This window comes from Neorhizobium alkalisoli (genome assembly GCF_002968635.1).
GTDB classification, from domain to species: Bacteria; Pseudomonadota; Alphaproteobacteria; order Rhizobiales; family Rhizobiaceae; genus Neorhizobium; species Neorhizobium alkalisoli.
Map to the genome: position 1 here is coordinate 13,723 of NZ_PVBN01000006.1, position 24,944 is coordinate 38,666.

General features: G+C 61.3%; 20 protein-coding genes. 12 read left to right on the forward strand and 8 right to left on the reverse strand.

The features are described 5' to 3' along the window. Positions 1-18: 18 nt before the first annotated feature. Genes C5L13_RS14340 through C5L13_RS14360 form a run of 5 tightly spaced genes read left to right on the forward strand, consistent with a single transcriptional unit; the run spans position 19 to position 4,492 of the window. On the forward strand, positions 19-1,008 hold the full coding sequence (locus tag C5L13_RS14340; protein ID WP_105383976.1) for an ABC transporter permease: 990 nt from the start codon (positions 19-21) through the stop codon (positions 1,006-1,008). Next, entirely contained in the window at positions 1,005-1,835 is an 831-nt protein-coding gene (locus C5L13_RS14345) for an ABC transporter permease (RefSeq protein ID WP_105383977.1), read from the forward strand. Before C5L13_RS14340 ends, C5L13_RS14345 begins: the two co-directional genes overlap by 4 nt. Continuing rightward, positions 1,832-2,614: an ABC transporter ATP-binding protein gene (locus C5L13_RS14350; protein WP_105383978.1), complete on the forward strand. Its 783-nt coding sequence runs from the start codon at positions 1,832-1,834 to the stop codon at positions 2,612-2,614. Before C5L13_RS14345 ends, C5L13_RS14350 begins: the two co-directional genes overlap by 4 nt. Then, positions 2,611-3,408 carry an ATP-binding cassette domain-containing protein gene (locus C5L13_RS14355; RefSeq protein ID WP_105383979.1) on the forward strand — a complete coding sequence of 266 codons (798 nt, stop codon included), beginning with the start codon at positions 2,611-2,613 and terminating at the stop codon, positions 3,406-3,408. Before C5L13_RS14350 ends, C5L13_RS14355 begins: the two co-directional genes overlap by 4 nt. After that, positions 3,398-4,492, forward strand: a complete 1,095-nt coding sequence (locus C5L13_RS14360; RefSeq protein ID WP_105383980.1) for a pyridoxal-phosphate-dependent aminotransferase family protein — start codon at positions 3,398-3,400, stop codon at positions 4,490-4,492. The genes C5L13_RS14355 and C5L13_RS14360 overlap by 11 nt, the downstream gene beginning before the upstream one ends. On the opposite strand, the gene C5L13_RS14365 is transcribed toward C5L13_RS14360, so the two are convergent. Further along, positions 4,493-6,049 carry a VOC family protein gene (locus C5L13_RS14365; protein ID WP_105383981.1) on the reverse strand — a complete coding sequence of 519 codons (1,557 nt, stop codon included), beginning with the start codon at positions 6,047-6,049 and terminating at the stop codon, positions 4,493-4,495. It abuts the gene before it with no gap. Positions 6,050-6,396: 347 nt separating this feature from the next. Between C5L13_RS14365 and C5L13_RS14370 the strand changes: the two genes are divergently transcribed. After that, positions 6,397-8,250, forward strand: a complete 1,854-nt coding sequence (locus tag C5L13_RS14370) for an ABC transporter ATP-binding protein (RefSeq protein WP_205836838.1) — start codon at positions 6,397-6,399, stop codon at positions 8,248-8,250. Between the two features lie 24 nt (positions 8,251-8,274). After that, complete coding sequence (locus tag C5L13_RS14375; RefSeq protein ID WP_105383982.1) at positions 8,275-10,173, forward strand: ABC transporter ATP-binding protein; 1,899 nt, start codon at positions 8,275-8,277, stop codon at positions 10,171-10,173. Between the two features lie 108 nt (positions 10,174-10,281). Here C5L13_RS14375 and mmsB read toward each other — a convergent pair whose 3' ends face one another. The 6 genes from mmsB to araD1 all read right to left on the reverse strand — a co-directional run bounded on the left by mmsB (position 10,282) and on the right by araD1 (position 18,018). Continuing rightward, entirely contained in the window at positions 10,282-11,472 is a 1,191-nt protein-coding gene (mmsB, locus tag C5L13_RS14380; RefSeq protein ID WP_105383983.1) for a multiple monosaccharide ABC transporter permease, read from the reverse strand. Continuing rightward, complete coding sequence (mmsA, locus tag C5L13_RS14385; RefSeq protein ID WP_105383984.1) at positions 11,469-13,031, reverse strand: multiple monosaccharide ABC transporter ATP-binding protein; 1,563 nt, start codon at positions 13,029-13,031, stop codon at positions 11,469-11,471. The genes mmsB and mmsA overlap by 4 nt, the downstream gene beginning before the upstream one ends. A 60-nt stretch (positions 13,032-13,091) precedes the next feature. Continuing rightward, positions 13,092-14,138, reverse strand: a complete 1,047-nt coding sequence (chvE, locus tag C5L13_RS14390) for a multiple monosaccharide ABC transporter substrate-binding protein (RefSeq protein WP_407070432.1) — start codon at positions 14,136-14,138, stop codon at positions 13,092-13,094. 106 nt (positions 14,139-14,244) lie between these two features. Continuing rightward, positions 14,245-16,089: an IlvD/Edd family dehydratase gene (locus C5L13_RS14395; RefSeq protein ID WP_105383986.1), complete on the reverse strand. Its 1,845-nt coding sequence runs from the start codon at positions 16,087-16,089 to the stop codon at positions 14,245-14,247. Between the two features lie 2 nt (positions 16,090-16,091). After that, positions 16,092-17,018: a Gfo/Idh/MocA family protein gene (locus C5L13_RS14400; RefSeq protein ID WP_105383987.1), complete on the reverse strand. Its 927-nt coding sequence runs from the start codon at positions 17,016-17,018 to the stop codon at positions 16,092-16,094. A 7-nt stretch (positions 17,019-17,025) separates the two neighbouring features. Then, positions 17,026-18,018 (reverse strand): AraD1 family protein, encoded by a 993-nt coding sequence (araD1, locus tag C5L13_RS14405; RefSeq protein WP_105383988.1) that lies wholly within the window; start codon positions 18,016-18,018, stop codon positions 17,026-17,028. 324 nt (positions 18,019-18,342) lie between these two features. On the opposite strand from araD1, the gene ytfQ reads away from it, so the two are divergent. The 5 genes from ytfQ to C5L13_RS14430 all read left to right on the forward strand — a co-directional run bounded on the left by ytfQ (position 18,343) and on the right by C5L13_RS14430 (position 23,697). Further along, positions 18,343-19,302 carry a galactofuranose ABC transporter, galactofuranose-binding protein YtfQ gene (gene ytfQ / locus C5L13_RS14410; protein ID WP_105383989.1) on the forward strand — a complete coding sequence of 320 codons (960 nt, stop codon included), beginning with the start codon at positions 18,343-18,345 and terminating at the stop codon, positions 19,300-19,302. A gap of 107 nt (positions 19,303-19,409) precedes the next feature. After that, positions 19,410-20,936, forward strand: a complete 1,527-nt coding sequence (gene ytfR, locus C5L13_RS14415) for a galactofuranose ABC transporter, ATP-binding protein YtfR (protein WP_105383990.1) — start codon at positions 19,410-19,412, stop codon at positions 20,934-20,936. Beyond that, positions 20,936-21,970 carry an ABC transporter permease gene (locus C5L13_RS14420; RefSeq protein ID WP_170117274.1) on the forward strand — a complete coding sequence of 345 codons (1,035 nt, stop codon included), beginning with the start codon at positions 20,936-20,938 and terminating at the stop codon, positions 21,968-21,970. The genes ytfR and C5L13_RS14420 overlap by 1 nt, the downstream gene beginning before the upstream one ends. Further along, a complete protein-coding gene (gene yjfF / locus C5L13_RS14425) occupies positions 21,967-22,953 on the forward strand; it encodes a galactofuranose ABC transporter, permease protein YjfF (protein WP_105383992.1) in 987 nt (328 codons plus the stop codon). Before C5L13_RS14420 ends, yjfF begins: the two co-directional genes overlap by 4 nt. Beyond that, positions 22,954-23,697 (forward strand): FadR/GntR family transcriptional regulator, encoded by a 744-nt coding sequence (locus tag C5L13_RS14430; RefSeq protein ID WP_105383993.1) that lies wholly within the window; start codon positions 22,954-22,956, stop codon positions 23,695-23,697. Position 23,698: 1 nt separating this feature from the next. Here the strand turns inward: C5L13_RS14430 and C5L13_RS14435 are convergent, their stop codons facing one another. Beyond that, a complete protein-coding gene (locus C5L13_RS14435; RefSeq protein WP_105384305.1) occupies positions 23,699-24,844 on the reverse strand; it encodes a M20 family metallopeptidase in 1,146 nt (381 codons plus the stop codon). Positions 24,845-24,944 lie beyond the last annotated feature (100 nt).

The following is a 24,944-nucleotide window of genomic DNA, read 5'->3' on the forward strand; positions in this document are numbered from 1 at the left end:
CTCAAGGCCTTCCGCAGCGTGAACCGTGCCCTTCGATTGATCAGGCGTCGCGCGATCAGCAGCATTCCGGTGCTGCTGATCGTCATCGTCTTGACTTTCCTGCTGCTCGAATCCGCCTCCGGCGACGCCGTGGACGCCTATCTGCTGTCGATCGGCGGCGGGGATGCGACGGTGGCGCAATCGCTGCGCCAGGCCTATGGCCTCGACCAGTCCATGCTCGCACGCCTCTTGCTTTACGTCTCCTCGCTGGCACGGCTTGATCTCGGCTGGTCCGTCGCCTTCGATCGGCCGGTGCTCGACCTCATCATTGAACGCCTGCCGAACACGCTGCTCCTGATGGGAAGCGCCACCGCGCTTTCCTTCGGGCTCGGTTCGGCGCTCGGCATCGTCGCCGGCGCAAGGCCGGAAAGTGCCGGCGACAGAGTGCTTTCCACCATTTCCCTGATTCTCTACGCCATCCCGAGCTTCTGGCTCGGCCTGGTGCTCAGCATCGTCTTTGCCGTAGAGCTTCGCTGGCTGCCGACCTCCGGCATAGAGACGATCGCCTCCGGCAAGGCCGGCTTTGCCCGCGCTGCCGACATCGCCACCCATCTCGCGCTGCCGGTCGGGGCACTGGCGCTGATCTACATGGCGCTTTTCCTGCGGGTGATGCGTGCCGGAATGGCCGAGGTCTGGGCACTGGATTTCGTGCTCTTCGCCCGCTCCAAGGGCCTTTCCCGCAGCCGCATCGTACTGCGCCACGTCGCCCGCAACGCGCTCCTGCCGCTCGTCACCATGCTCGGCCTGCAATCGGCAGCGATGCTCGGCGGCAGCGTCGTCATCGAGAGCATCTTTGCGATCCCCGGCTTCGGACGGCTGGCTCAGGAGGCGGTGGGCGGCCGCGACGCGCCGCTCCTGATGGGCATCATCCTCGTCAGCGCCGTGCTCGTCATCTGCATCAACCTCATGATCGACATCTTCTATGCCGCGCTCGATCCACGCGTCGGCGCCCAGGAGGCGGATGCATGAGGCGGATTCAAAATCTCATGAAAACGTCGGAAGGCGCGATCGGGTTTGGCATTTTAGCCACGCTGATGCTCGTCGCGCTGTTCGCACCAATTCTGTCGCCCGGTGATCCTCTGCGTATTGCAGGTAGCCCGTTGCTGGCGCCCTTCATCGATCCCGCCTTCCCGCTCGGCACGGATCGGCTCGGCCGGGATGTACTGGCCGGCATCATACACGGAACCCGCACTTCACTTGTGGTCGGCATTGCGGCGGCGATTGCGGCCATCGCCATCGGGCTCTGCGTCGGCCTGACGGCCGGCTTTGCCGGCGGCGCCGTCGATGAGGCGCTGATGCGCGTTGTCGATGCCTTCCAGATCGTGCCGAGCTTCCTTCTGGCGCTTGCCTTCGTCAGCGTCATCGGCGCCTCCGTTCCCGTCGTGGTGCTGGCAATCGCGTTGGGCGCTTGGGCGGACCCGGCGCGGCTGACAAGGGCGCAGGTGCTTTCCTTTAGGGAAAGGGACTACGTCGCCGCCGCCCGGGTTATCGGCATGCACCCGGTCGAAATCGCCTGGAAGGAAATCCTGCCGAACGCCCTGCCGCCGGTGCTGGCGCTGTCGGCAATCATCGTCGCCGCCGCGATCCTCACGGAAGCGGCGCTCTCCTTCCTGGGCCTCGGCGATCCCAATATCGTCACCTGGGGTTCGATGATCGCCGAAGGCCGCAACGTTCTGCGCTCGTCGCCGTCGCTCTCGATCTTTCCCGGCATCGCTCTGGTGGTAACGGTGATCGGCGTCTATCTCCTGAGTGAGGGGCTGACCAAAGCGCTCGCCGGGCGCAGGAGCGAGGCATGAGCGCGCTTTGCGAGATCAGAGGTCTTTCGGTCACCTATCAAGGTCATCCCGTGCCGGCTCTGACAAATGTCGACATCGATATCCACCCCGGCGAGCGGCTGGCGATCATCGGAGAAAGCGGGTCCGGCAAGAGTACGCTTGCACGAACGATCGCCGGGCTTCTGCCGGCTGGTGCGAGGGTGCGCGGAGAGATGCGCTGGTCCATCGGCCAGGCGCCGCTTCCCGGCCGGGACATGGGATTTGTCTTCCAGGACCCTTCCGCGAGCCTCAACCCGGTGCTGACGATCGGCGAACAGGTAGCCGAAGGTGCGCGCCGCAACCTCGGACTGACATGGAAGGCCGCCCATGAGCGGGCTCTCGATATGCTGGAGCGGGTCCGCATTCCCGATCCGGCAAAGGTACTGAAGGCGTTTCCGCATCAGCTTTCCGGGGGACAAAGGCAACGCGTGGCGATCGCCGCCGCCCTCGCGACCGGACCCGGCATTCTGATCGCGGACGAAGCGACCAGCGCGCTCGATATGATCGTTCAGGCCGAAATCGTCTCGCTGCTCGACGAATTGGTGCGCGAAGCCGGAATGACGCTTGTTTTCATCACCCACGACGTTGCACTCGCCTCCGGCTTTGCAGACCGGGTGGCAATCTTCCGGAACGGCGAACTGGTCGAGGCCGGACCGGTCGGCGCCGTCCTTACCGCACCGGAGAATGGCTATACCAGGACGCTGCTTGCCAGCCATCGCGACCTCTCCACGCCACCGCTCATCCGTGAGGCAGCGACATGATGCTGCTCGATATCGCAAACCTTTCCAGACGTTTTTCCTCCGGCGGCCGCGACGTTGCGGCGCTGAGCGATGTTTCGCTGACGCTCGCCTCCGGGGAAACCCTTGGTCTCGCAGGCGCTTCGGGAAGCGGAAAGTCGACGCTCGCCCGCATCCTCCTGCGGCTGATCCCGGCCGATGGCGGCACGATCCATTTTGAAGAGAACGACTGGCTGAAGCTTTCGGGTGCAGAGCTGCGCCGTCGTCGCGCAAAAATGCAGATGGTGTTTCAGGATATACTTGGCGCCTTCAATCCGCGCGCTACCGTCGCCTCGGTGCTCGATGATCCATTGCGGATCCACGAGATCGTTCCGAAGGCCGAGCGGCCAAAAGAGATAGCCGCCCTGCTCGAACGGGTCGGCTTGCCCGCAAGTTACGCCACCCGTTCGATCCGCGAGGTTTCCGGTGGGCAGCGGCAGCGGATCGCGATAGCCCGAGCGATTGCCACGCGGCCATCCCTGATCGTGCTCGACGAGGCGGTCTCGGCGCTCGATGTCTCCATCCGGGGAAAGATCCTCGAACTGCTTGTCGAACTGCAGCAGGAGCGAGGCATCGCCTATCTCTTCGTCTCGCACGATCTTGCGGTGCTGCGCGCCGTCTCTCACCGAATCGCGGTCATGGAAGCCGGGCGGCTGGTGGAAATCGGCGCCGCTTCTCAAGTGATCGAAAATCCGCGATCGTCGGCGGCGCGGGCACTGATCGCCGCCGTGCCGCGTCTCGTCACCGGACTGCCAGAAAGACACCATTATGACGTTTGAATCCTGGAACCCGCTCAACGATCCGCCGGCCTTCCCGGCCGCACGATATGCCTCGGTCGCCGATCGGCTGAAAAACGTCCTGAAGACGCGGGGAGATGTGCTGCTCATCCAGGCGGAGGCCGTGGTGGCACTGGAGGCGGTGGCCGCCAGTGTCGCGCGGCCGGGCATAAAGGTCCTCAACATCGTTACGAGCCTTTACGGCGGCTGGTTCGGCAGCTGGCTGAGACGCGCTGGTGCCGAGGTGATCGAACTCAGGGCCGAACCGGCGCGCCCGATCGATGCGGAAGCCGTCGAGGCCAGCCTCAAGGCGCATCCGGAGATAGCGGTCCTTGCGCTCGTCCATGCGGAATCGGCAAGCGGCATCCGCAATCCGCTCGAGGAAATCATGCTGCTCGCCCGCGCCCGCGGTATAGCGACGATCGTAGATGCGGTTGCATCTGTCGGCGGCCATGCCTTAAACGTCGACGAACTCGGTATCGACATCACCGTTATCGGCCCGCAGAAATCGCTGGCGGGCCCGGCCGGCATTTCCGCCCTTTCGGTCAGCCCCGCCGCCTGGAAACTGATCTCGCAGCCAGGTGGGCCGACGACCTCGATCCTCTCGCTTCTCGATCAGAAGGCATGGCTGGATGCCGGCCGCGGCGCCCTGCCCGGAACCACGGCGCCGATCGAATTCTTCGCGCTGGAAGCGGCGCTGGATCGCGTCGAAGCCGAAGGGGTGGACAACATCGTCGCCCGCCATGCCCGAGCCGCAAGGGCAACCCGGGCAGGTCTGATCGCGCTCGGGGCCACCCCCTGGATTGATCAGGTGAAAGGCTCCAACCTCGTCACGACGGTAAAGTTGCCGGATGGCGCCCACTTGGAAACTGCGCTTGCCGCTGCCGCACCGCTTGGTATGGAGCTATCGGCCGGTGTCGGTCCCGGCGCCGAGCGGCTGGTGCGGCTGAACCACACGGGCCGCCGCGCCCGCTTCGATATCGTGCTCGGCGATGTCCTGGCCTATGGCATGGCCTTGCGCAAGCTTGGGTTCAAAGCGGATATCGCTGCGGCCGCGGCCGCGATCTCGTTTCACCATACCGACTGATCAGAAACCCTTTTCGTTCAGCCAGTTCCGGATGCTTTCCTCATCCGCACGCTCGAGTGCATGACCGGATTCAATCTGCCTTGACGTAACGTCAGCCTTGGCTGCGATGAGCCGGTTTTCTAGTTCTGCGGCATAGGAAGCGTAGAGATCCTGGGCCGCGCTGACGGAAAGCACTTGCGTACCGGAGAGATCGACCACCGGCCGCTCTTCCAGCACGTTCATCGGCCGAAGCAGCACCACCTTTTGAACCACGCCTGGATGAAGCTGCATGAGCGCACCCAGCATGTTCGCGCCGTTGGAATAACCTATGAATGCGGTCCGCGCCGGATCGACGCCGTAGGCCGGCCCGATGTCCTCGGCAAAGGCTGCGAACGCTTCGGCCTCGGAGAGAATGTCCTTCTGGTCGAATGTCATCATGCTCAGGCGCCGGAAGAAGCGGGCTATGCCCTCCTCGGTCGCCCGGCCCCGCACGCCGATCAATACGGCATTCGGCGCGACCTTCCGTCCGAGCGGCAAAAGGTCGGTCTCGCTGCCGCCGCTGCCATGCAACAGCACCAGCGTCGAACCGTCGGGCTCATCCGGCATGTGGATCCGGTGTACGAACGACAGGTCGCGATAGGTGATCCGTTCCTCTCCCGGCAGGCCGAACTGTGGAAGCATGACCCGAAGGTCGTCGTGGTCGACCTTGAAATGTGCCGGAATGAAAAGCTTCGTCCCGAGGCTCTCCACCGGCTCGTCGATGGCAAAACCGGGGCCGTCAGCCGCAAGTTCGATCAGCGTCCCGGATGGTTCCCGCACATAGAGCGAATAGAAATAGTGCCGGTCGTGCACGTTCATCTCGCCGCTGTTTTCCGCTTCCAGCGTCGAATGCACCGCCTCCACCTGTGCCCGGTCGGGCGCCCGGAAAGCGATATGGTCGATCGTTCCGGTCCCCGGAGCGGCGGTCCAGAAGCCGCCGGCGTCACGGACATCGACGATGTCCTGCGCATCCGAGACGAGCCGCTGGATATTGCCCTCCTTCGGGCCGAGCGCAAGCCCCATGTGACGCGTGAGGAAATCTGCGGTCGCCTCGGGCTTCTCCGAGAGGATCGTCGCGCCACGCAGCTTGCGGATCGCATCCGCCTCGGCAATGCCGCCGCCGGCCCACCAGATCCAGGGCGAGGTTTCCTCGACCCCGACCAGCTTCACGATAATGCCGTCCGGGTCTGTGAGCCGCAGGACGGGTTCACCGAATTCCTGTGTCGGGCCGCTGAGTTTGACATTGTACTGCAGCGCCCGCGTCAGCCAGAAACCGATCGCGTCCGGCGCGATCGAAAAGCTGATTTCGCTCGGAGCCCCATGGCCCACTCGACCGAGCGATCCATCCTCCCAGGAGAGAAACGTCACCAGCGAGCCCGGAGAAGCACCACCGTCACCGTAAAACAGGTGGAGCTGCTGCGCATCCTCGAACCCTGCCGTCCGCTTTACGAGCCTCAGCCCGAGGAAACCCACATAGAAGTCCACATTCGCCTGGCCCTTTCGGGTTATGGCTGTGACGTGATGAAGGCCGCTGGTCACGTGAGTTCTCCTATCGTCGAGCCGACCGAGGTCTTCCGAAGGCGGTAACGGTCCAGCTTGCTCATATCCAGATTCTCGGGTTTGGTAAAAGACGGCCGGGGCAAAGCGACTTGCCTGCCCTCAACCGACCCGACCTTTTCGCCCATGAAACGGGTTTCTTCAAGTTCTCAGCCGTTCCGACCACTCCGTTTTGGACTTGCAAGATTTTCCGCTCAAAACACCTGCATTTTGTCAATTGAGTTGACTGGCAATTACGGTTGTGCACGCTAGGTCATCTAGCGAGTCTCATCTCATAGTGGTCTTCCCGGATATGCTATCCGGCCCAGTGATTCATTTGGAATAAAACCGTGAGCAGCGAAGCAAAACTTCGCGCCGCGAAGCCGTCGGCTTCGTTGGCGTTCGTGAATGCGACAGGCTGGGGCAAAGGCCTCTCGATTCTCACCCGCATCACCGTCATGGCCTTCCGCCATCCCTGGCAATCCAGCTTTGCGATCGGCGCGACACTCGTCGCATCGACCTTTCAGTTGATGATCCCGCAGTTGCTTGGCCAGGCGGTGGATCACACACAGGTCGTGCTCACCGGCGGCGATGCCGGTCGGGCCGCCCAGGACGCGCTTCTGACAACCGCACTGCTTCTGCTCGGCGCGAGCGTATTGCGCGGCATCTTCACGCTCGTGCAAAATTACTACAGTGAATCCGTCGGGCACCACATGGGCTACCGGCTGAGGCTCGCGTGTTACGAGAAGATCCAGCGCCTGTCCTTCAGCTTCCACGACAGCATGCATTCCGGCGACCTGATCACCGTCGGGCTTCTCGACCTCGAAGGTGTGCGCATGTATTTCTCGACGGCTCTGGTGCGCATGGTACTGCTCACCATGCTGATCGGCATCGGCGCCTACCTGTTGCTCTCCACCGATGTCGTCCTCGGCCTTCTCGCCCTGAGCTTCGTTCCTTTCGTCGGCTGGCGATCATCCGTCACCCAGCTTAGGTTGCGCGCCACCTGGCTGGAATTGCAGGAGCGGCTTTCGGTGCTGACCCGCGTGATGGAGGAAAATCTCGGCGGTATTCGCGTCGTCCGGGCGTTCGCCGCGCAGGAGCATGAACTCGACAAGTTCGAGACGGCGTCGCAGAGCGCCGTCACCCTGGCGCATCAACGCGTCGGCATTCGGGTCGCAAACACCAGCGCCATGACCTTCTCGTTCTTCCTTGCCATGGTGCTCGTGCTCTGGCTGGGCGGCAGCAAGGTTATGGCCGGAGAGATGACGGTCGGCACGCTCACCTCGTTCCTGACCTTCATGACGATCATGCAGATGCCGGTGCGCCAGCTCGGCTTGATGGTCAACGCCTTTGCCCGTGCTTCCACCTGCGGAGCGCGGCTCTTCGAACTGCTGGATCTGGACATTGCGATCAAGGACGAAAAGGACGCCAGGGAACTCGCCGTCCCTCACGGCACGCTGCGCTTCGAGCATGTGGATTTCGCCTATCCCAGCGCGGAACAACACCGGGTTCTGACGGACATCTCGTTTGAAGCAAAACGTGGCGAAACGATCGGCATCGTCGGACCTCCCGGCAGCGGCAAGTCGACCCTGGCGCATCTGATCCCGCGCTTCTATGACGTGACCGGTGGACGCATCACCATCGATGGGCAGGACATCCGCGGAGCGACGTTGCAGTCCCTTCGCCGCAAGGTCGTCGTCGTCCAGCAGGACTCCTTCCTGTTTACCACCACCATCGAAAACAACATCGCCTATGGCGATCCCTGGGCAAAGGAAGGCCGCATCGAGCGTGCCAGCGAAAGTGCCCAGCTCCATAATTATGTGCTCGGCCTACCCACCGGATATGACACTGTCGTCGGTGAACGCGGCGTCTCTCTCTCCGGCGGGCAGCGCCAGCGCCTGTCGATCGCCCGCACCCTGATGCTGCGTCCCGCTGTGATGGTCCTGGACGACTCGACCGCTGCGATCGATGCCGGCACCGAACAGCGCATCCGCAGCGCCATGCGGAGATACGCCACGGACCGCGTGACGATCATCGTCGCACACCGTCTGAGTTCGCTGATGCATGCCGACCGGATCCTCTTCATGGAGGAAGGCCGGATCGTCGAAAGCGGCACGCACGAAGAGCTGCTCGCATTGGGCGGCCGCTACAAGGCGCTTTACGATCTGCAGATTCGCCCCGACGACGATGTGCTTACCGCTTGATGACGGCCTGAGGAGGAGCCTGTAATGGCCGATGAACTGGAAACCGAACGCGCCGACGTGCGCGACGACGGCAGGCGCCCGCCCCGGGCGGTGGTCGGTTCGCACCGGATCGAAGAGGAAATCTTCGGCAAGGTCTTCGACGGCGATATCGTCAAGCGTATATGGGCCTTCGTGCGGCCCTACCGGGGAAAAATCTACTGGGCCGTCGTCGCCGTTCTGGTCTTCACCGCAATGCAGCTGGTGATCCCTCTGATCATCCGCTACGCGATCGACCATGGCATGCAGCCCGGAAGCGCCGATCACGGCGTGCTCACCTGGGCGATCATCGCCTTTCTCGGAGCGATCGTCATCAATTTCGGCGCGAGCTACGCGCAGGAAACGCTTGTGGGAAATGTCGCCGAGGATGTGCTGTTCGACATCCGCAAGGCGATGTTCAGCCATCTGCAGCGCGTCTCCCTTTCATGGATGGACAAGACCGAAGTCGGCCGGTTGATGTCGCGGCTGCAGGGCGACGTCAATTCCATGCAGGAATTCCTGGAAACCTCGGTGCTGTCGGTGGGCGATATCGCCCTTCTCTTCGGCATCGTCTTCGTGATGCTCTATCTCGATTTCAAACTGGGCCTGCTGACGCTTTCCGCCTTGCCTGTGCTCTTCGTCGTCCGCATCTTCTGGCTGCCCAGAGCGCGCAAGTCCTTCATGGCCGCGCACGAGACCAATTCCGTCGCGAACGGCGCTCTTGCCGAAGCGATCCATGGCGTCCGCGCGGTCCAGAGCATGGACCGGGAACGGACCAACTTCATGCTCTACGACGACAAGGCACAGGCAAACCTCAGGACACATCTGACGGCCGCAAAATACGCGCAGGTCATGGTGCCGATCGTCGATACGCTCACCGGCCTTGCGATGGCGCTGGTTATCGTCGTGGGAGGCGCACGCGTCCTCAACCAGGCACTCGACGTCGGCGTGATGGTTGCGTTCCTTTTCTACATCCAGCGTTTCTTCGATCCAATTCGCTCGCTGACGCTGCAATATTCGGTGATGCAGCGCGCCATGGCGTCGGGCCAAAGGCTCACCGAAGTGCTGGACGTGCCGGTAGACATCAAAGACGCACCAAATGCGAAGGCCCTGTCGCCGGACATGGATGGTTCGGTCGAATTCCGCGATGTCGTCTTCGGTTACAATCCAAGGCATCCGGTGCTGAAACATGTGAGCTTCAAGGTCAATCCGGGAGAAACGGTCGCGCTTGTGGGGCCGACGGGCTCCGGCAAATCGAGCTGCATGTCGCTCATTCATCGCTTCTACGATGTCCAGCAGGGCCAGGTTCTGGTTGGCGGACACGACGTGCGGGAACTGACGCAGGATTCTTTGGGCCGACAGATCGCCATGGTGCTGCAGGAGCCCTTCCTGTTCACCGGCACCGTCTTCGACAACATCCGCTATCACAAGACCGAAGCGACGCGGGAGCAGGTGATCGAAGCCGCCAAGGCCGTCGGCGCCCACGACTTCATCATGCGCATGCCGGGCGGTTACGATGCCGAACTCGGCCAGCGCGGCGGTAACCTCTCGCTCGGCCAGCGGCAGTTGATCAGTTTCGCCCGCGCGCTTGTGGCGGATGCCAAGATCCTGGTGCTCGACGAGGCGACCGCCAATATCGACAGCTACACGGAAATGCTGATCCAGAAGGCGCTGGTGAAATTGCTCGAAGGTCGCACCGGCCTGGTCATTGCTCACCGCCTCGCGACCATCCGCGAGGCAGATCGGATCATCGTGCTGCAAAACGGCGAGTTGATCGAAAGCGGCAACCACGGGGAACTGATGCGGAACCGTAAGCTCTATGCCAAGCTCTACAACCTCAACTACGCGTCGTTCGACGATATCCCCGAAGAGATAATCGAGGAAGCCGTCACGGAATCGGCGACCTGACCCGCTCCGGCGTGTCTCCCTTTCAACATTCTCCAACGCAAAATCGCCCGGAAGCGGCAGCCGCTTCCGGGCGATCTTTTGTTTGCAGATGCCTGTTTGTTCAGACGATCAACGGCGCTGGTTGTAAACGTCCACGCAGACGGCGCCGAGAAGCACCAGCCCCTTGATGACCTGCTGATAGTCGATGCCGATGCCGAGGATCGACATGCCGTTGTTCATCACGCCCATCAGGAATGCGCCGATGACCGCACCCGTAACCTTGCCGACGCCGCCATAGGCCGAGGCACCGCCGATGAAGCACGCCGCGATGACGTCGAGTTCGAAGCCGGAGCCGGCCTTCGGCGTCGCGCTGTTGAGGCGGGCAGCGACGACGAGCCCTCCAAGAGCCGCCAGAACGCCCATATTGACGAAGGTCCAGAAGACGAGGCGCGTGGTCTTGATGCCGGAAAGCTCGGCCGCGCGGGCATTACCGCCGACAGCGTAGATCTGTCGCCCGATAATGGTGCGGTTGGTGAAGAAACCGTAGGCCGCAATCAGCGCCGCCATGATGATCAGCACGTTCGGCATGCCGCGGTGCGAAGAGATCAGATAGGCGACGTAGGCGATGGCGCCGAAGACAACGATGTTCTTGCCGACGAAGAAGCCGAACGGTTCCGTCTCGACGTCGTGGGACAAGCGGCGCGCGCGGCTCTTGTAGTTCTGCCATATCAGCAGGACCGCGAGCAGCAGGCCAAGAATGAAGGACGTCAGATAAAGGCCGTTCGCCGACGAGATCAGCTCCGGAATGAAGCCGGAGGACAATCTCTGGAAGGTCGGATCGAACGGTCCGATCGAACGGCCACTCAACACGGCGATCATCAGGCCACGGAAGACCAGCATGCCGGCCAGCGTGACGATAAAGGACGGAATCTTGAAATAGGCGACCCAGAAGCCCTGGATCGCACCGATCAGGCCACCCAGCACGAGGCAGATGATGCTCGCCGTGACGAAGTCGAAGCTGTACTGCACCATCAACATCGCCGCGACCGCGCCGACGAAGCCGGCAACGGAACCGACCGACAGGTCGATATGGCCGGTGACAATCACCATCAGCATGCCGAGCGCCATGATGACGATATAGCTGTTCTGCAGGATGATGTTGGTAAGGTTCAGCGGCTTCAGGAGTACACCGTCGGTGGCGATCTGGAAGAAGACCACGATCACGACGAGCGAAATCAGCATGCCGTAATCGCGCAGGTTATCCTTCCAGAAACCGGTCGCCGCCTTGGGAGCGGCAATTGCTTCCTGCGGAGTGCTCATTCTTGTCTCCCTTTGCGACGCATGATAGCGCGCATGATATTTTCCTGCGTTGCCTGTTCGCCGGCCACTTCGCCGACAAATTCACCTTCGTGCATCACCATGATCCTATCACAGATACCGATCAATTCAGGCATCTCTGATGAAATCACGACGACTGCCTTACCGGCATCCGCAAGTTCGTTGATGATGGTGTAGATTTCGTATTTTGCGCCGACATCGATACCGCGCGTCGGCTCGTCCAGGATCAGGATGTCCGGATCGGTGAACAGCCATTTCGACAGCACGACCTTCTGCTGGTTTCCGCCGGAAAGCTTCCCGGTTTCCTGATAGACGTTGTGGCTGCGAATCCGCATGCGACCGCGGAATTCCTGGGCCACTTTCATCTCGCTGATATCGTCGATCACGCCACGCGACGAGACCCCGCCGAGATGGGCGAGCGAGATGTTCTTGCGGATGTCTTCGGCCAGGATCAGCCCGAGATGCTTGCGGTCCTCGGTTACATAGGCAAGTCCGGACTTGATCGCGCGGTGGACATCGGAGACGTCTGCCTCCTCACCCTTGACGCGAACGGTGCCGGAGATATCGCGCCCCCAGGACTTTCCGAAGATGCTCATCGCGAACTCGGTGCGGCCGGCGCCCATCAGGCCGGAGATGCCGACGATCTCGCCGGCCCTCACCTTCATGGAAACGCCCTTGACGACCTTGCGCTCGGGATGTTGCGGATGGTGGGCCGACCAGTTCTCGACCTCGAAAATGATGTTCCCGATCTTGGGGTCGCGCTTCGGGTAGCGGCTCTCCAGATCGCGGTCGACCATCCGCCGGATGATTTCGTCTTCCTCGACCACACCCTCATGGCAATCAAGTGTGCCGACGGTGCGGCCGTCGCGAAGGACGGTGATGCGGTCTGCGACCGCGGAAATTTCGTTGAGCTTGTGGGAGATCAGGATCGAAGTGATCCCGTGATCCCTGAATTCCTTCAGCAGCTCCAGAAGGGCGGCGCTGTCGGTTTCGTTCAGACTTGCCGTCGGCTCATCGAGGATAAGCAGCCGGACGTCCTTCGAGAGAGCCTTGGCGATCTCGACAAGCTGTTGCTTTCCAACGCCGATATCGGTGATCAGCACCTCGGGCGCCTCGCTGAGACCCACCTTTGCCAGAAGCTCGAGCGTACGCTTGCGACGCACATCGCGGTCGATCACACCGAAACGCGACGGTGCATTGGCGAGAAAAATGTTCTCGGCAATCGACATCAGCGGGATGAGCGCGAGTTCCTGATGGATGATGATGATGCCAAGCTTTTCGGAATCATTGATGTCGCGGAAGTGCCGTTCTTCCCCATCATAGAGGATCGAACCTTCATAGGAGCCATGCGGATAGACCCCCGACAGCACCTTCATCAACGTTGACTTGCCGGCACCGTTTTCGCCGACGAGCGCATGAATCTCGCCTTCCTTGACGGTGAAACTGACATCGGAAAGCGCCTTGACGGCGCCAAAGCTCTTCGAAATGCCCCGCATCTCGAGGATCGGCGGCTTTTCGGGAAGAGAGACGGGATCGAGCATGATCACTCCGCGATTAGAAAGCCCGCGCAGCGGATTGCTCCGCTGCGCGGGTCGATGACATTACTTGACCTGGGCTTCGGTGTAGTAGCCGCTGCCGATCAGGACTTCTTTCCAGTTCGTCTTGTCGACGATAACAGGCTTCAGCAGGTAGGACGGAACGACCTTTTTGCCGTTGTCGTAGGTCTTCGTGTCGTTCACCTGGGGTTCCTTGCCGCTCATGGCTGCATCCACCATATCGACAGTCACCTTAGCAAGTTCGCGGGTGTCCTTGAAGATCGTGGAATACTGCTCGCCGGCGAGGATCGACTTGACGGACGGTACTTCCGCATCCTGACCGCTGACAATCGGCATCGGCATGTCGCCGCTGCCATAACCAACGCCCTTCAGCGAAGACAGGATGCCGATGGAGATGCCGTCATAGGGAGACAGAACGCCGTTCAGCTTCTTGTCGGAATAGGTGGAGGAAAGGATCGCGTCCATGCGGGACTGTGCAGTCGCGCCGTCCCAACGAAGGGTCGCAACCTGATCCATGCCGGCCTGACCGCTGCCGACGATCAGCGTACCCTTGTCGATCAGCGGCTGAAGCACGCTCATCGCACCGTTGTAGAAGAAGTAGGCGTTGTTGTCGTCCGGGGAACCGCCGAAGAGTTCGATGTAGAACGGACCCTTTTCGGTGTCAGCCTTCAGGCCCTTCACGAGCGACGTTGCCTGCTGCACGCCGACCTGGAAGTTGTCGAAGGTGGCGTAGTAGTCGACATTCGGCGTATCGCGGATCAGGCGGTCGTAGGCGATGACCTTGATCTTCTGGTCAGCGGCCTGCTGCAGCACGTCGGAGAGCGTCGTGCCGTCGATCGAGGCCACGACGAGAACCTTCGCACCCTTGGTGATCATGTTCTCGATCTGCGAGAGCTGGTTCGGAACGTCGTCTTCCGCATACTGCAGGTCGACCTTGTAGCCGCGCTCCTTGAGCACCTTCACCATGTTGTCGCCGTCGGCGATCCAGCGCGCCGAAGACTTGGTCGGCATGGCAACGCCGACGAGACCCTTTTCCTGGGCTGCGGCAGGTGCCGCAAAGGCCAGGCCCGCCAGCATGGCAGCCGTGGTCATATACTTCAAAATGCTCATGTAGTACTCCTCCTTGAGGTCGGCTCTCCTTGAGCCGCCGTAGCTAAGGTTAGGGCGGCCCCCCGCCGCCCCTGGGGATCGTTACCGATCAGTGGTTATCGCGCGGCAGCCCGGCTGTCTGGGCGATCCGCTGGTATTTGATGGCCGGTTCCAGAACCGCGCCGGTTTCCATCTGACCCACGATGCCGCGCTGGATTTCCTGCCAGGGGGTCTGATGCTTCGGATATTCGTAGCCGCCGTTTGCTTCCAAAGCCTTACGGCGTTCGGTTAATTCTTCGTCAGAGATCAGGATGTCGGCCGTGCCCCGTCCGAGATCGATTCGCACGCGGTCGCCGGTACGCAACAGAGCCAGGCCGCCCCCGGCCGCCGCCTCAGGCGACGCGTTGAGGATGGACGGGCTGCCTGATGTACCCGACTGGCGTCCATCGCCGATGCACGCCAGCGACGTGATGCCCCTTTTCAACAGGTAGTCGGGCGCACGCATGTTCACCACTTCCGCAGCCCCTGGATAACCGATCGGGCCGGCGCCGCGCATGAAGAGGACGGTGTGCTCGTCGATCTCCAGCGACGGATCGTCGATCCGGTGATGATAATCCTCCGGTCCGTCGAACACCACGGCGCGGCCCTCGAAAGCTTCCGGGTCATTCGGGTTCGACAGATAACGCTCACGGAATTCCGGCGAGATGACGCTGGTCTTCATGATGGCGGAGGAGAAGAGGTTGCCGCGCAGCACCCGGAAACCGGCCCGCGCCTTGAGCGGCTCTTCGTAACGGCGAATAACCTTGGCATCCTCGATAATGGCGCCGCGGCAGTTCTCGCCGATCGTCTTGCCGTTCACGGTCATAGCGTCCTCGTTGATGAGGCCCTGTTCCATGAGCTGATTGACGACGGCCGGCACGCCGCCCGCATGATAGTAATCCTCGCCGAGATATTCGCCGGCCGGCTGGAGGTTGACCAGCAGCGGCACCTCTTCACCATAAGTCTGCCAGTCGTCGACGGTAAGATCGACGCCGATGTGGCGCGCCAGCGCATTCAGATGGATCGGAGCATTGGTGGAACCGCCGATCGCCGAGTTGACGCGGATCGCGTTGATGAAGGCTTCCTTGGTCAGGATGTCGGAAGGCTTCAGGTCCTCCTTGACCATCTCGACGATGCGAAGACCGGTGAGGTAGGAAACTTCCTGACGGTCGCGATAGGGTGCCGGGATTGCGGCCGAACCCGGCAACTGCATGCCGAGCGCCTCGGCAAGTGAATTCATCGTCGTTGCCGTGCCCATGGTGTTGCAGTAACCCGTCGACGGGGCAGACGACGCGACGAGCTTGACGAAGCCCGCATAATCGATCTCGCCCTTCGCGAGCAGCTCGCGCGCTTTCCAGACGATCGTGCCGGAACCGGTCCGTTCGCCGCGGAACCACCCGTTCAGCATGGGGCCGACCGACAAGGCGATCGCCGGGATGTTGACGGTGGCAGCGGCCATGAGACAGGCCGGAGTCGTCTTGTCGCAACCGATGGTGAGAACGACGCCGTCCAGCGGGTAGCCGTAGAGCACCTCGACGAGGCCGAGATAGGCGAGGTTACGGTCGAGACCTGCGGTCGGACGCTTGCCGGTCTCCTGGATCGGGTGGACCGGGAACTCGATCGCGATGCCGCCGGCTTCCCGGATGCCTTCGCGCAGGCGATGAGCGAGTTCGAGATGATGGCGATTGCATGGAGAAAGATCAGACCCGGTCTGCGCGATGCCGATGATCGGCCGATCCGACTGGAGTTCTGCCTGGCTGAGACCGAAATTCATGTAACGCTCGAGATAAAGCGCCGTCATGTCGACATTCGCCGGGTTGTCGAACCAGGCGCGCGAGCGGAGCTTCTTCACTTCCTGCCGGCGCCGATCGGTTTCGGCGATTTCATTGGATGGAGCGTTTTCCGAATTGCTCATAATCAGTCCTCGAATGCATCTGTTTGAATGCGCCGGCCCAGCATGAAGGCATCGGCGACATGCACCAGCGGCGAAAAGTCGGCATCACTCCGGCCGGCAGCCACCAATGCTACGAAATCACGATAGAGGTTACGGTACTCGCGATCCTCCTCGAGAATCGCGTTTTGACCATCGACAAAAAGCCGGCTGCCGCCATGTGTCAAAACGACCGGACCCTCATCGGTCTCGACTCGAATATCCCATGTTTGCGGACCTGTCTGCCGCCAATCGAATTCCGCCGACACTGGAAGCCCCCTATCGGTCTCGAAGGCGAGACTTGCGGCAATCGGCGCCGCACGGTTGGCCGGGAAGGTCAGTTCGGAATTGGTGAGATGGAATTTTTCAGGCATAATTTGAGTGACGATCGACAGCGCATTGATGCCTGGATCGAATACGCCCAGACCGCCCGGCTCCCAGATCCAGGCCTGCCCCGGATGCCAGTGACGAACGTCTTCCTTCCACTCGACAGCCACGCTGCGGATTTTTCGCTTGGCGAGCAGCGCACGCGCCGGCTCGACTGCAGCCGCCGCGCGGGAATGCCAAGTCGAAAACAGGGTCAGCCCCTTCGCCTTGGCGAGCGCTTCCAACGCATAGACCTCGGAAAGCGTCGCACCCGGCGGCTTTTCGAGCATCACGTGCTTGCCTGCGTCAAGCGCCGCCTTGGCCTGCTCGAAACGGCCCTGGGGCGGAGTACAGAGCGAAACGGCGTCAATTTCCATGCCGGACGCAAGCAGATCGCCGATTTCGTGGAAACAGGCGACGCCATCGAGTTGGGCATTGCGGCTCGCGACAGCCACCAACTCGATGCCCTCGGTTGCCTTGATCGCACCGAGATGCTGATCCCTTGCGATCTTTCCGAGACCGACTATGGCGAGACGAATGGAAGCCATGGCACCCTCAGAGCTTTTTGATCGTGACCGCCTTGTTGGCGGCAACCGTCAGCCGGTTGACGAGCGGCAGCTTGAAAGGCGCCGCAGCGATCTCGAAGACATCGCCTGGCTCGGTCTTTACGCCCTCGGAGAAGGAAAGGGTAGCCGTGCCGAAGAAATGCACATGAAGATCACCCGGCTCGCGGAACAGCTCGTATTTGAAGTTGTGATGTTCCAGATTGGCGATCGTATGCGACATGTTCGCCTCCCCGGAAAGGAAGGGCTTTTCGAAGATCACCTGATCGCCGCGGCGCACCCGCGACGTTCCCTCCACATGATCGGGCAGATCGCCGACCAATAACTCGGCGCCAAGCGAAGCCTGGCGAAGTTTCGAATGGGCAAGCCAGAGATAGTTGCCTTTTTCGGTCACGTGGTCGGAAAACTCGTTGGCGAGGCAGAAGCCAATGCGGAAGGGCGTGCCGTCCGGGCCGATCAGGTAGATACCGGCAAGTTCCGGCTCTTCACCGCCATCAAGGGCAAAGGCAGGCGATGCAAGATCGTCACCGGTTGCGCGCAGCTGCGTGCCATTACCCTTGTAGAACCATTCCGGCTGCGCGCCGATCTGCCCGGGAGCAGGCTTGCCACCCTCGACGCCCATCAGGAACATGCGCATGGAATCAGTCGGCTTTTCCGACGACTGAGCCGCCTTGTGCATCTTGTCGCGACCGTCCGCGGAACCGAGATGTGTGAGCCCCGTCCCCGCCACCACGAAATGGCCGGGGTCTGGATGCGTGATCGGCAGGGCAAGACGCCCCTCGTCCGCAGCCCTTTGAACATCCACGATATCGCCCAGGCCCGCCGCATCGATGCGCTGCGCCAAAGTCTGGCCGGCGGCGATCGCCTGCTGGGCAAGCTCATAAGTCGAAGAAACGCCCTGCACGACGCGGGCTGCCCCTTCTCCATCCCATGCGACGACCTGCAGCTTACCGCTGCCATCTTTAACCTGAAGAATGCGCAACATCGATTCCGTTACCCAATGATTTCATAACCTGCATGGCGTCTCCTGCCACCATGCGCCCTCCCATCAGAACCTTCAGGTCCGATGCGGCCATAAATACGACTATTGGATTGATCGCACGCTTGTCAAGAACGATCCGGAAGCATTCTAAACACGCCGGAAATTTTTCTAAGAAGTGATTATCCAGTAAAATCAATAATTTAAAAATAGAGAACAAGCGTTCGACCTGAAGTTTGGGGCAACTTCACTCAAAATGCCTCTTGAAAAAGTAATATTATATGCTCATCCTCCGCTCGTCAGTTTGCTTCATCTCTGGGAGGATTAAAGATGAAAAGGGCACTCGCGGCGGTTACCGTCGCATTCGGTCTGACTCTCGCTTCAGGCGTATCCGCACAATCACTCACCGTTGGCTTCTCGCAGATCGGCTCCGAATCGGGCTGGCGTGCGGCTGAAACCACCGTTACCAAACAGGAAGCACAAAAACGTGGCGTGAATCTGAAATTTGCCGATGCACAGCAGAAGCAGGAAAACCAGATCAAGGCCATCCGCGGCTTCATCGCCCAGGGCGTTGACGCCATCTTCATCGCACCGGTCGTGGCAACCGGCTGGGACGCTGTCCTGAAGGAAGCCAAGGAAGAGAAAATCCCGGTCATCCTGCTCGATCGTGAAATCGATGCTCCGAAGGACCTCTACCTGACCGCGGTAACGTCCGACACCGTCTTCGAAGGCAAGGTCGCCGGCGAGTGGCTGGTCAAGGAAGTCGGCTCCAAGGATTGCAAGGTCGTCGAATTGCAGGGAACAACCGGCTCTTCGCCCGCCATCAACCGCAAGAAGGGTTTTGAGCAGGCGATCACCGGCCACGCCAACATCAAGATTGCCCGCTCGCAGACCGGCGACTTTACCCGCACCAAGGGTAAGGAAGTCATGGAGAGCTTCATCAAGGCCGAAGGCGGCGGCAAGGGTATCTGCGCCGTCTACGCCCACAATGACGACATGGCAGTCGGCGCCATCCAGGCGATCAAGGAAGCCGGCCTGAAACCGGGCACCGACATCAAGGTCCTTTCGATCGATGCCGTGCCGGATATCTTCCAGGCCATGGCCAAGGGCGAAGCCAACGCGACGGTGGAATTGACTCCGAACATGGCCGGTCCCGCCTTCGATGCGCTCGAAGCCTATCTGAAGAACAAGAAAGAGCCGCCGAAGTGGATCCAGACGGAATCCAAGCTCTATACGGCCAAGGATGACCCGATGAAGGTCTATGAGTCCAAGAAGGGTCTCGGCTACTAAGTCCTCCCGCCGCCCGGCCTGCTCTTCATTCTGGGCCGGGCGCTAACTGAAACCGGAGCGGAGCCCCCATACCGCTCCGGTTCTTTGATACGTGCGGGAATATCGGCATGTCAGACTCCTATTCTCTTCTGGAAGCCCGCGGCATAGGCAAAGCCTTCCTCGGCATCACGGCGCTCGACGGCGTCGACTTCTCTCTGGAGCGGGGCGAAATCCACGCGCTGCTCGGCGAAAACGGCGCCGGCAAATCAACGCTGATCAAGATCTTGACCGGGGTTTACAGCCGCGACCGCGGAACGATGCACCTCGACGGTAGCGACGTGACGCCGGCAAGCGTGGCCGAGGCTCAGGCGCTCGGCATCGGCACGGTTTACCAGGAAGTCAATCTGCTGGAAAACCTGACGGTGGCCGAAAACCTCTTTCTTGGACGCCAGCCGCACCGCTTCGGCCTGATCGACCGCCGCGAGATGCGCCAGCGCTCGAAGACGCTGCTTGCACGCTATGGCCTCGATATCGATGTCGACGCCCTGCTCTCCTCCTATTCCGTCGCCGTTCGCCAGATCGTCGCGATCGCTCGCGCCGTCGATCTGTCCGGCAAGGTCCTGGTTCTCGACGAGCCGACCGCCAGCCTCGATTCCCATGAGGTCGAGATGCTGTTTTCGGTGCTGCGCCGGCTTCGCGAAGAAGGTCTCGGCATCATCATCATCACCCATTTCCTGAACCAGGTTTATGCGATTGCCGACCGCGTCACCGTTTTGCGCAACGGACGCCTGGTAGGCACCCGCAAACTTTCGGAACTGCCGCAACTGGAGCTCATTTCGATGATGCTCGGCCGCGAATTGCAGCACATCACCCGCGAACATCAGGCGCAGGAAGAAACGGTTGCGGCAACCGCCGAGGCTCCCATCCGCTTTGCTGGCTATGGCAAGCGCGGCAGCGTGGCGCCCTTCGACCTCGATATCCGCCCCGGTGAAGTGGTCGGCATTGCCGGGCTTCTCGGCTCGGGCCGGACCGAGACCGCGTTCTTGCTCTTCGGCATCGACCGCGCCGACAGCGGCACTGCGACGATAGACAACCAGCCGGTTTCCCTCAGCTCACCCGAGGCGGCGATCGTCAACGGCTTCGGCTTCTGCCCTGAGGAGCGCAAGACGGATGGCATCATCGGCGACTTCTCGGTTGCCGACAACATCGCCCTCGCACTACAGGCCCGGCAGGGCTGGGCAAAGCCGATCTCTTCGCGCGAAAAGCAGGCCCTCGCCGAGAGTTTCATCAAATCCCTCGACATCCGTCCCCCGGATCCCGAACGGCCGATCAAATTCCTCTCCGGCGGCAATCAGCAGAAGGCGATACTCGCCCGCTGGCTGGCGACCGAGCCACGCCTCCTGATCCTCGACGAACCGACGCGCGGCATCGATATCGGCGCGCATGCGGAAATCCTTAAGATGATCGAGCGCCTGTGTTCCGAAGGCATGTCCCTGGTGGTAATATCGTCCGAACTTGAGGAACTGACTGCGGTCGCCCATCGGGTCATCGTGCTCTCGGACCGCCGGCATGTCGCGGAACTGTCAGGCGATGCCTTGACCGCCGACAATATCATGCAGGCGATCGCCACGTCAGCCCGCACGGAGGCCGCGTGATGAACCGCCTTACCCGCCGCTTGCGCCGCCTCGCTCCGCAGATCGCCGCGCTGGCGATCATCCTCGCGCTGATCACTGCGATCGCCCCTGGCTTCCTTACGGTCTCCTTCCAGAACGGCCGCCTCTACGGCAGCTTGATCGACATTCTGGTGCGCGCTGCCCCGGTGGCACTGCTGACGATCGGCATGACACTGGTCATCGCAACCCGGGGCATCGACCTTTCGATCGGCGCGGTGATCGCCATTTGCGGCGCCGTTGCCGCAACCCTCATCAGCAAGGGCTACCCGCTGCCGGTGGTGATCCTGACGTCGCTCGGCGTCGGCCTTGTCTGCGGTCTGTGGAACGGCGTCCTCGTCGCGCTCCTCGACATACAGCCGATCATTGCCACCCTGATCCTGATGGTGGCCGGGCGCGGCATCGCACAGCTCATTACCGAGGGCGTCATCCTCACCTTCAACGATGACGGCTTCTCGGCTCTCGGTTCCGGCTCTCTGGGCGGCGTACCAATCCCGATCCTGATCTGGATCCTGGCGGCACTTTTGATCGGCGTGCTCGTCCGACGTTCGGCTCTCGGTCTTCTGATCGAGGCGACCGGCATCAACCGACGCGCCGCGACACTTGCAGGCGTCCGCGCTCGCTTCCTGCTGTTCTTCGTCTATGCCGTTTCCGGTATCTGCGCAGCCGTAGCCGGCCTGATCGTCACCGCCGACATCCGTGGCGCCGACGCCAACAATGCCGGTCTCTGGCTGGAGCTGGACGCAATCCTGGCTGTGGTCATCGGCGGAACCTCGCTGAATGGCGGGCGCTTCTCGATCCTGGCCTCGCTGATCGGCGCTTTGATCATCCAATCCATCAATACCGGCATCCTGGTCTCGGGATTCCCGCCGGAATTCAACCTCATCATCAAGGCGGGCATCATCATCGTGGTGCTGACACTTCAATCTCCAGCGATCATGAACCTGCTCGGCTTCATGAAAACGGCGAAGACCCGGCCTGAAACCGCAACCAGCAAAGCGGAAGGAGCAGCGCGATGATCCATAGCCGCAACCTGCCCTTCGTCACCACGCTCGGCATCTTCGTCATTGCCTACGCGCTCTGCATCCTGCAGTTCCCGAACATGCTGTCCACCCGAGTGATCGGCAATCTCCTGACCGACAATGCATTCTTAGGCATTGCGGCTGTCGGCATGACATTCGTGATCCTTTCGGGCGGCATAGACCTGTCCATCGGTTCGGTCATCGCGTTCACCAGCGTCTTCGTCGCCGTGATGGTCGGATCCCTCGGCGTCCATCCGCTTGCCGCCTTTGCCGCAGTGCTGGTGATCTCGACGCTGTTCGGCAGCCTGATGGGAGCGATGATCCGCTATCTCGGCATCCCGCCGTTCGTGGTCACGCTTGCAGGAATGTTTCTCGCGCGTGGCGCGGCTTATCTCATCTCCACCCAATCCGTGCCGATCTCGCACGAGATGATCGACACGATCCAGAGCTTCTACTTCCGAATTCCGGGCGGAGGCAGGCTGACAGCGCTCGCAATGCTGATGCTGCTGGTCTTCATCATCGGAGCCTTCGTTGCTGGGCGCACCCGCTTTGGTGCCAATGTCTACGCGATCGGCGGCAGCGAACAGTCCGCGGAACTGATGGGTGTCCCCGTGGGGCCGACGACCATCGGCATATATGCGCTCTCCGGTTTCCTGTCCGGTCTCTCCGGGATTGCCTATACGCTCTACACATCTTCGGGCTATTCGCTGGCGACCGTCGGCGTCGAGCTGGACGCGATCGCGGCCGTGGTCATCGGCGGCACGTTGTTGACAGGCGGCGTCGGCCTCGTCGCAGGAACGTTCGTCGGCATTCTCATTCAAGGCCTTATCCAGACATACATCGTCTTCGATGGTACGCTGTCTTCCTGGTGGACCAAGATCGTCATTGGCATCCTGCTCTTCATATTCATTGTGTTGCAGCGCGGAATCATCTGGTATTCGAATAGGCGATTGGCCGAGGGACGGCTTAGGGAGGTTTGATTGGGTCTTCTGGAAACGACGATCAGTGGACGAAAGCGCCGCAGCAACCACGCGCATGTGGTGGCGGAGCTGGGTCGCGGGATCGTATCCGGGAAGATACCGGAAGGGTCGCTGCTTCCCGGTGATGCCGAACTTTCGGCTCGTTTCGGCGTGTCCCGCACGGTGCTTCGGGAAGCCATGAAGACGCTTGCCGCCAAACGGCTTGTCGAAGCGAAAGCAAAGGTCGGGACCCGCGTCCTCGACAAGGCGAGCTGGAACTTCTTCGATCCCGACGTTCTTGGCTGGCGTTTCGAGTCCGGGCTGGACTACGAGTTCATCGAGCACCTGGCGGAAATGCGAATGGCTCTCGAACCCGCGGCGGCGGCGGCGGCTTCCTTGCGGGCCTCCAGCGACGACATCATCGCGCTCTATGCCATTGCCGCCAAATTTGATGATCTCTCCCACACTCCGGAAACAATCGCCAATGTGGATCTCGAGTTCCATCTTGCCATCGCCCGGATGTCCGGCAATCCGTTCATGCGGTCGGCGAGCGCTCTGATAGAGGCGGCACTGGCGATATCATTCCAGCTATCCTCTCCGGCAGCCTCTCCCGAGATGATCGACGAAGTGGCCAACAATCACTTGAAGATCGCTCATGCGATCGCATCGCGTGATCCCCAGAAAGCCATCGCCGCCATGCGTCACGTCATCGATGTCGGCAAGAGTCGTATCCGCAACTCCTTCGAGGTGCCGCTACCGGCCTAATCTATGCCCGGAGCGAAATCATCAAATTGGCGAGCAATGCGGTGCGCGGCGCAATGCTGCTCAAGAAGATATGCTCGTCGAATGTATGGGCACCGGCACCATCCGCACCCAGACCATCGAGCGTCGGCACACCGAGGGCGGCGGTGAAATTGCCGTCCGATCCGCCACCGGTTGCCATGCCTTCAAGCTTGATACCGAGGCCGAGGGCTATGGCGGCCGCGACATCGAACAATCTTCGGCCCTCTTCCGATTGCGCAAAAGGCGGCCGGTTCATCTGGCCGAGGATCTCGAACGTGATGTCGGGATCGACCGGCACCATCGCTTCGATCTTGCCCGTCACTTCCTTGCCGATGACCTCGTTGGGCACGCGCACATCGACCTGCAGCCGGCATTCGGCAGGAACGGTATTGCGTCCTGTGCCGCCCTCAATGGTGCCGACGGTTACGGTTATGCCCCGTTCCATGTCATTGAGCGCCTCCAGTTCGAGCACCAGCCGGGCGGCGGCGCGAATCGCGCTGCGGCCCGCCTGCGGCCTTACCCCCGCATGAGCCGCGCGACCGTGGACGGTAACGTCATACATGGCGACGCCCTTGCGGGCGACGACGATCTTGCCGCCATCGCGCGCGGGTTCCACGACAAGCGCATATCCGGCCTTCCGCGCAGCATCCTCCATGAAGGCCCGCGAAGAAAGGCTGCCCGTTTCTTCATCCGGCACGAAGATCAGGTCGATCGGCATATGGCTTGACTGTTTGACGGCAAACTTCATGGCTTCGAACGCCATCAGGGCACCGGACTTCATGTCATAGATGCCGGGACCGTAAAGTTTGTCGCCCTCCTGGCGCAGTGGCAGTTGCTTAGCGATGACGCCTTCCGCATGCACCGTATCCAGATGGGCAAGGACGAGCAGGGTCTTTTCATTGCTGCCGGCCGGGCGAGGAGAACGGACCGCCAGGATATCGCCGAAGCCGAGCGTACCCGGCAGCCGCTCGATCTCGAAGCCCGCCTGTCGGCCCAGTGCCTCGACACGATCGGCAAGACGGTTGACGGCCTCTGCACTAGATGTCGGCGTTTCTATCTCGACCCAGCGCTTCAGTTCCTCGATCAGCGCAAGGTCGTCAATGTCTCTGGCGGAAATGGCAAGCGTCATGGAAAAACTACCTGGAGGAAGATTGCGGGCGACGAGAGGCCGCAAAAGCGCGGCCCGCCCACTATAATAAGCCATCCAGGGATCGCCAGACTTAAATCCT